Source organism: Arcticibacterium sp. (genome assembly GCF_055134445.1).
This window is the reverse complement of sequence record NZ_JBSRVI010000043.1, coordinates 33306-40042: the sequence shown is the minus strand read 5'-3', so window position 1 is coordinate 40042 and position 6737 is coordinate 33306. Positions and strand designations below refer to the sequence as shown.

At 36.4% G+C, this 6737-nt stretch carries 8 protein-coding genes and 1 pseudogene; 4 read left to right on the top strand and 5 right to left on the bottom strand.

All coding sequences use genetic code 11. The features are described from left to right. From ACTBZY_RS06635 to ACTBZY_RS06620, 4 genes and pseudogenes are all read right to left on the bottom strand, one after another. Positions 1 to 757: pseudogene (locus ACTBZY_RS06635) on the bottom strand (tolB protein precursor); the annotation flags it as partial. 38 nt (positions 758 to 795) lie between these two features. Beyond that, on the bottom strand, positions 796 to 1251 hold the full coding sequence (locus ACTBZY_RS06630) for a C40 family peptidase (protein ID WP_463045564.1): 456 nt from the start codon (positions 1249 to 1251) through the stop codon (positions 796 to 798). A gap of 18 nt (positions 1252 to 1269) precedes the next feature. Next, positions 1270 to 2652 carry a TlpA family protein disulfide reductase gene (locus tag ACTBZY_RS06625; RefSeq protein ID WP_463045563.1) on the bottom strand — a complete coding sequence of 461 codons (1383 nt, stop codon included), beginning with the start codon at positions 2650 to 2652 and terminating at the stop codon, positions 1270 to 1272. Further along, positions 2649 to 3743, bottom strand: coding sequence for a hypothetical protein (locus tag ACTBZY_RS06620; RefSeq protein ID WP_463045562.1), 1095 nt, complete (start codon positions 3741 to 3743; stop codon positions 2649 to 2651). The genes ACTBZY_RS06625 and ACTBZY_RS06620 overlap by 4 nt, the downstream gene beginning before the upstream one ends. A 36-nt stretch (positions 3744 to 3779) precedes the next feature. Between ACTBZY_RS06620 and ACTBZY_RS06615 the strand changes: the two genes are divergently transcribed. After that, the gene (locus tag ACTBZY_RS06615; RefSeq protein WP_463045561.1) at positions 3780 to 3911 is read left to right on the top strand and encodes a hypothetical protein; all 132 of its coding nucleotides are present in this window, start codon (positions 3780 to 3782) and stop codon (positions 3909 to 3911) included. A gap of 223 nt (positions 3912 to 4134) precedes the next feature. On the opposite strand, the gene ACTBZY_RS06610 is transcribed toward ACTBZY_RS06615, so the two are convergent. Then, entirely contained in the window at positions 4135 to 4767 is a 633-nt protein-coding gene (locus ACTBZY_RS06610; RefSeq protein WP_463045560.1) for an ABC transporter ATP-binding protein, read from the bottom strand. A gap of 104 nt (positions 4768 to 4871) precedes the next feature. On the opposite strand from ACTBZY_RS06610, the gene ACTBZY_RS06605 reads away from it, so the two are divergent. The 3 genes from ACTBZY_RS06605 (at position 4872) to ACTBZY_RS06595 (ending at position 6692) form a co-directional block, all read left to right on the top strand. Next, positions 4872 to 5207 carry a type II toxin-antitoxin system RelE/ParE family toxin gene (locus tag ACTBZY_RS06605; RefSeq protein ID WP_463045559.1) on the top strand — a complete coding sequence of 112 codons (336 nt, stop codon included), beginning with the start codon at positions 4872 to 4874 and terminating at the stop codon, positions 5205 to 5207. Further along, positions 5194 to 5493: a helix-turn-helix domain-containing protein gene (locus ACTBZY_RS06600; protein ID WP_463045558.1), complete on the top strand. Its 300-nt coding sequence runs from the start codon at positions 5194 to 5196 to the stop codon at positions 5491 to 5493. The genes ACTBZY_RS06605 and ACTBZY_RS06600 overlap by 14 nt, the downstream gene beginning before the upstream one ends. Positions 5494 to 5726: 233 nt before the next feature. Continuing rightward, positions 5727 to 6692: an FRG domain-containing protein gene (locus ACTBZY_RS06595; RefSeq protein ID WP_463045557.1), complete on the top strand. Its 966-nt coding sequence runs from the start codon at positions 5727 to 5729 to the stop codon at positions 6690 to 6692. Positions 6693 to 6737 lie beyond the last annotated feature (45 nt).

Below are 6737 nucleotides of genomic sequence, written 5' to 3'. Positions count from 1 at the left end.
CTCTGAGCGTTCTTTTAAAAGCGGTCTCAATACCATAGATAGCTGTTTCTTTAAACAGTGGTCTGATGATATCATCTCCGTAAGTGGCTGTTACATACGCCCAAAATGCCTGACCCCATCTATAAGGGAAATACTTATACTGTTTGGTAACTAATTCTTCAATAGTTGGAATGTCGCCACTTTCTACGGCATCCCTCATCCACATAGCAGTATGGGAGTCGTCTCTACCAATAGACATATACTCTGCCAGACCTTCTACCATAAATAAAGGTAAATTTCCGATGCTGGACAATGAGGTGGAATCAGAGCCAAAGGTCATGGTCTTATACTGAAAAGCATGAACCAACTCATGTCCTAAAACATGATCCGTTTGTCTTTTGGTATACATCATGGGCATGACAACCCGGTTTCTCAAACCCTCTGTAACACCACCTGTCCCCTCGCCTATTTGTCCGCCAATGGCAGTTGTTTCCTGGAAGTCAGGATGATTCTTGTATATTATCAAGGGATTAGGCTCAATAAAAGCCAGTTTGAAAACCTCTTGATGCAGTTTATACCAATGCTCAGAGTTTATCATCAATTGATTCGCCTGCTCTTTATCATCAAAATAATGGTAAAGCTCGTAATGTGGACTTTGAAGAACTCTAAAATCTATTTTCTTGTAGCGTGGCTTATTCTGACCAAAATACTGCGACTGTGCAAATGCACCATAAGACAATAAAGTGAGGACTAGGCCTATTTTTACTCTTTTAATCATTGGTTAAAGTTTGATAAACATCTCACATCTGATGGTACCTATTTCGAATATTCAATGGGTCGGGTGATCTTAACAAATTTAGGTTCCCAATATTTGGAACGCAAATTATCTATTCTCACCCCACCAGAAGTGGATGCATGTAAAAACATCAACTTCTTTTTACCCCTTTTCTTAATCACCACGCCGGTATGATTTATTCTACTTCCTGCGGTTTTGAAGTAGAGCAAATCTCCTTTTCTAGCTCTATTAAGCTTTATGGTTCTAAAAACTTCTGCCTGCTGATAGGATACCCTAGGGAAAGAAACGTCTAAAGCGGTAAAAGCATTGTGAATTACTCCTGAACAATCTATACCACGTTTATCATTACCTCCAAATTTGTAGGGCGTTCCTTTATATCTCTTACATTCCTTAACGAAAGTTCTTGGTGAAAAGTTGGTTTGGGCCAAGCAGCAATTGGCCATTAAAATAGCAGAAAGCAGTAATATCTTTTTCAATTCAAGTTATGGTTAGTATCAGTTCTTAGAAAAAATGGTTTCCAGTTGTTTAATTAATCCTCTTCCCTCATCAAAAGAAGGCTCTATAAGTTTGTCCTCCGACCAGTTTCCATTTTGGTCAATTAATACATAACTAGGAATGGTATTAATGCCGTAGTTTTTAAGAAAAACACTGTTAGGGTTTACTCTGGTGGTTCTGCTTGCGGCTTTTCCTTTTGAAACCACAAGGGCAAAATCTTCTGGTGTATCCACAGCAATATTTAACAAACTCAAATTTTTTCGGTCTTTAAAATAATTTTCTACAATGGGTAAGTATGTCAGATCTTTGAGGCAAGGATCACACCATGAAGCCCAAAAGACCATTAATAGGTTTTTTCCTTTATAATCCTTCAACGAAAAATTTTGCCCATCAGTATCTGTCAAAGTAAAATCTGGGGCAGGGCCTCCCAAAGCTTTGCCTTTAAAAATTGACATTTTATTAGATAGGAATTTTTGGTATATCTCAATTTTTCCAAATCCCAAAAAATCTCTAAGGGCAGTCTCGTTTTCAGTGGTATAACCATTGATATCTAAATCTGCATTTATTTTATGGGCAATGAGCCTTTCGGCAATGGGCTTACCTATTAAATCCTTGGTAAAAGAGTACTTCAAAAAAGTATAGTCGTTTAGGATGCCATCATCCTGTTTACTATTTATACTTATCTTATAAGCTTCTAAAAGACTTTCAACAAAAAAGCCATATTCGAAAGACTTGTTTTGCAGATCTTGGTTGATGGTTTTTAATTCAAAATTATTCATGACCATATTGAGCATGTCATTTGAAATGAGGTAGTCTAAATAAAATTGGTCTATCCTGCCCGTTATATCCGCCCTTCTAAGCCTGAAAAAGTCCTCTGATATATTCGGTCTAAAATTATCTAGTAGGGCTAACTGCTCTCGCTGAAGCTTTTTAAGCTTACTACCATAGACTTCTGGACCTTCTTTTAGGTATGAATACAATTCTTTCTCAGCGTCGGTTACTAATTCAAATTTTTTCCGATGGTTCAAATAATACATCCATTTACCACTTCCAACTCCTGAGGGTAAAAATGTCTCGTAGAAATCTTGTGCATCGCATTCTATTAAAATTTCATCTCCAGGCTCTATCACTTGAAACAACACCCCGTTTAAGCCGTAGTTTATGTCTATATAGGCCATTTCACTCAAAACCATTTCAAAAGAAAATCGATTATTTTCGTCAAGAATGAGATTATAATCTTCTGGGTCTTCTACCCAATTTCTATAAACGGTAAGCACCACCTTTCGCTCGTTGGGGTTTGTTATCTCTCCTTTGAGCTTAAAGGATTGTTGTGATTTTGAACCCAATGGAATAAGTAAAAGTGCTAAAAGAAATATTCTCATATAGTATTGTCCTCTGTGAACTCAAATGTAAAGTAATTACTGCTCAAAATCCACCAAGAGAGCACAGAAATGGAAACAGCAAAACATATGATGGGTACTTTAAAGGTTATTAGCATACAAATGGCAATAGCTCCAAAATAGATGCCTTTCATAGGTGTGTCTTCAAAAGCTCTGGGAGCATAATTATAGATAAGCCAAAAGAGCATACTAGACCAAATAAAAAAGACAGAAGAAATCAGGTGAATTGAGTCAACTTTATCATACCAGTAATACCCAAGAAATAACGAGTCAATAATAATTAAGCTACTTGCCGTCCAGATTCTTTGTGTAAGCAAGTTTGAAATATTGAAGGGCATGTTCCGCTCAAAAGGCATATAATTGGCTGAGAACAGCCCAAACTCCTTACCTAAAGGAAATTGACCTGCCACGGTGATTAAGCAACAAATGAATAGTAGTCTTTCGTCGTATTCGTCGCTAAAGTATAGTTTAGCTCCGCCAATGATGAAGAACAAACCATACAACTTAGTACTAAAGAATAAGATGGGTTGTTTCAGTAATAGATGCCTTAAAAAGTAAAGGACGGGCCAGTTAGGGAAAATGCTTCTGCTCCTAGCAAGTGCATCTATCTTGAAGTCGAAAATGAAATGGTGCAATCTATAATACTTTAGAGCAATGGGTAATACAAGTAAAATCAGATTGGCTACTGTCACAGCTATAATTCCTAAAAAAGCTCCTTCTTTTAATGCCACAGCCACCATAAAACAAGAATACGCTATGAATGGAGCGTTTAGGTTTAGCTGTAAAATTGATAGGTTAAAGAGCTGTTTAGACTTAGGCAAGAGGGTGAAATCTTGCAAAAAAGCATATTCAGGAAGTTTTAAAGTCCGATGAAAGAAAAGACTGGTTTTTACTACATGAAGTAGCCAGAAAAGGCTAGCCCATAAAAGTAAAATGGCATTGCCCATAAAGAGTTTAGCAAAAGCTACATGCTCGGTTCCTCTCAAGAAACCAAAGGCAAAGAGCAAGATGAACAGGTAAAACGCAATGTTTTGCTTGAAGTATTGTTTTGATATGGTTTTTAGGAGTATCAATTGTTTTTGTGTCTGGTGTTTGTTGTCAGATGCTCGATGTCTGTTTTTTTTGTCAATGTTTTAGCTCCAGAGGAGCGATATGTTAATAATAATAGAGGAATACACCATTTGTTTTCGTTTGGCGGGGTTTTGGATTTTGCGAAAATCATGACAAACGTTTCTTTATAATTCTTAGTTTTTGCAATTACTAATTCTTGTTCTTCCGTTGCCCCCGCCGGGTGGGTCTGTCTTTTTGTTTGGGCAAAAACCCGAAACGTCGGACCGAAGCAAAAACCATGTACCAAAATAAACATGCACAATGAAAATTCTTTATCTTCTTGAGGTTGTATTAAATCATTGGTTTTAATGAGTTTTCATCGTGCTTCAGGCAGCATTTTGGTGATAAGGTTTATTAATTATGCTTTATAATCGTTTGATTTTCTACTAAAAAATGATGTTCCACTTTTAGGTCGCTTTCTGGTAGCTTATGGTGGGAGGCTATTAGGATGTTGACTCCTTGACTTACTTTCTTGGCCAGAATCTCTAATAATTTCTCTTGCGATTCTTTGTCTATGGTGGTTAGTGGCTCGTCTAGGGTTAAAATCTTGGCTTCGCCAATTAATGCGGCTATCAGGCTTATTTTCTTCAACATACCACTAGAATACGTTCCTATGGCGGTTTTGTAGAATGCTGCCACACCAAACAGCTCGACCAATTCCTCTATTTCTGAACTATCTGGTTTGTAGATTTTCTGATAATAGTCTAAAATGTCTTTTCCAGACAAATAATCAGGAAAACGGGGTTCTGCGAAGCTATAATTGATAATTCGACGGAATGCTACGGGAGACTTCTGTAAATCTAAATGACCATCAAAAACCACGGCTCCTTCAAAAGGAATAATACCCGAAATGGCTTTAAAGAAAGTTGACTTCCCAGAACCATTCACACCCTGAAACCAGGAAACGCCTTCAGGAATATCTAAAGAAGGAATATCAAGAATCAAATGACCCTGATATTCCTTCTTGAAGCTTTTAATTTGAAGCATGTGTAAAAATATAATTGAAAGAGTAAAATAAGCTTATCTTTTCGATATATTTAGTTTCACTTTAGGGAAACTTTAATTAGCTTTGTTTAGTTAATAATGAGGATTTGCACAGAAAAATAACTTTTTACAAAAATTACTTTAACGACTTCTTCGCAACATTAAATTTAAAAGTTCAGAAAAAGATAATCTGGACTTTCGACTTAATCGAAGAACAAAGAGTTGTTTCTAAAACGTATCTAAAGCATTTAGAAAATACAGATGGACTATATGAAATAAGAGTTCAAAATGCCAATGATATTTATAGGATATTTTGCTTCTTCGACAAAGGTAAACTTGTGATTGTTGCAAACGGATTTCAGAAAAAAGACCAGAAAACGCCTAATAAGGAAATAGAAAGAGCTCTAAGGATTAAAAAAGAATACGAAGATGAAAAAGAATAGTTTAATGACTTTAGATGACTTTAAAGAAAGACATTTCGGAAAAGTTGGAACCACTAAACGCGACGAACTCGACGCTGGGTATGAAAATTTCAGAATTGGAGCTATGCTTCAAGAGGCAAGATTAGAAAAAGGACTTACGCAAGAACAACTAGCCGAAAAAGTGGGAACCACTAAATCCTATATTTCAAAAATTGAGAATAACATAAAAGAAGTTAGACTGTCTACGCTTAGAAAAATTGTAGAATTGGGACTTGGTGGAGAGTTACAACTGAATATTCAGGTTTAACAATAGTCATAATAGAGGGTAAAATTAGCATCAAAAATGGAGTTTACATGGAAATTTAGTTTTTCAAAAAAGTCATTGATACGCCAATTAACCTTAGATGGAAAAAGGACTAGTCTAAAATGTCATTTCTCTTATTAATTCAGCCGGAGGCTGAAAATCACTACAACAAAGCTACAAGCTTTGCAGAGCGGATATTACTTTTAACCTTGCGATGACTCATAAAAGAATAAAACATGGGAGATAAATTGTCAGAAGAAGGAATAGCAAAGATGCTTGAAGGGCTAAAAGTAAAAGAAGAAGAAGAAGCCCAAATGGGCAACTTTTCTAATCCACTAGAATTACTGTCTGAGTTAATTGTCTTTGGAGGTAAAAAGCAAGGTTTAATTGACAAAAATAAGTTTGTTTTTAGAGGACAAGGAAACGCAGAATGGCCATTGATAAGCAAATTGGGTAGGCAAGCCAAATCATTACCTTACAAAATAGGTAGTAGCTTACAATATACAACAAGTCAGTTAGAAGGAGTTTATACTGAACATTTTGTTCGAAATGCCAAGTTATTTGAAAACGAATTACCTCCAGAAAATGATAAAATTGCTTGGCTAACATTGATGCAACATCACGGGGCACCGACGCGTCTAATTGATTGGACTTGGTCACCATTTGTAGCACTTTTTATGGCACTTGCATTCGATGCCGGGCCAAATGCAACAAAGTCTTCATTATATATATTAAACTATGAAGCTCTTTCTCTTTATTGGTCAACAGAATCATGGGATAAGAGAGGCCCTTCATTATGGGGTTCAACGCCAAGAATCCAATCTGAATTTCCATACTTGCATACTAGAGAACAAGAAAATATAAAAATCACGGACGCTATCCATAACGATACCGAATACTTACCTATACCTATAAGGCCACGAAGTTCAATTCAGAGGTATCGCTCTCAACAAGCTGTATTAACTGCAACAATTACAGAGGAAGCAGATGTGCCAAACAATCCCATACTTGGACCAAGAGATGGTAAACATAAACACATCAGTGGAGAGTTGCTCCAAAAAATAGACTTTCCAAGGGAATGGAAACTCGAAATTTTACGACATCTTACAGGCATGGGAATCACACATTCAACTATGTTTCCTACTCTCGACGGTCTTGGAGCTGAAACAACATCAATAAGAAACTTTGGAACACAAAGTTAAAAAACGAGCCATAACACGCTGTATTATGTCATGTCTCCTACTGTC

Excerpts from the sequence above, each read along its gene's own strand:
- ACTBZY_RS06615 (WP_463045561.1), top strand. The coding sequence starts at position 3,780 with ATGTCTGTTTTTTTTGTCAATGTTTTAGCTCCAGAGGAGCGATATGTT.
- ACTBZY_RS06595 (WP_463045557.1), top strand. The coding sequence starts at position 5,727 with ATGGGAGATAAATTGTCAGAAGAAGGAATAGCAAAGATGCTTGAAGGG.
- ACTBZY_RS06610 (WP_463045560.1), bottom strand. The coding sequence starts at position 4,767 with ATGCTTCAAATTAAAAGCTTCAAGAAGGAATATCAGGGTCATTTGATT.
- ACTBZY_RS06625 (WP_463045563.1), bottom strand. The coding sequence starts at position 2,652 with ATGAGAATATTTCTTTTAGCACTTTTACTTATTCCATTGGGTTCAAAA.
- ACTBZY_RS06600 (WP_463045558.1), top strand. The coding sequence starts at position 5,194 with ATGAAAAAGAATAGTTTAATGACTTTAGATGACTTTAAAGAAAGACAT.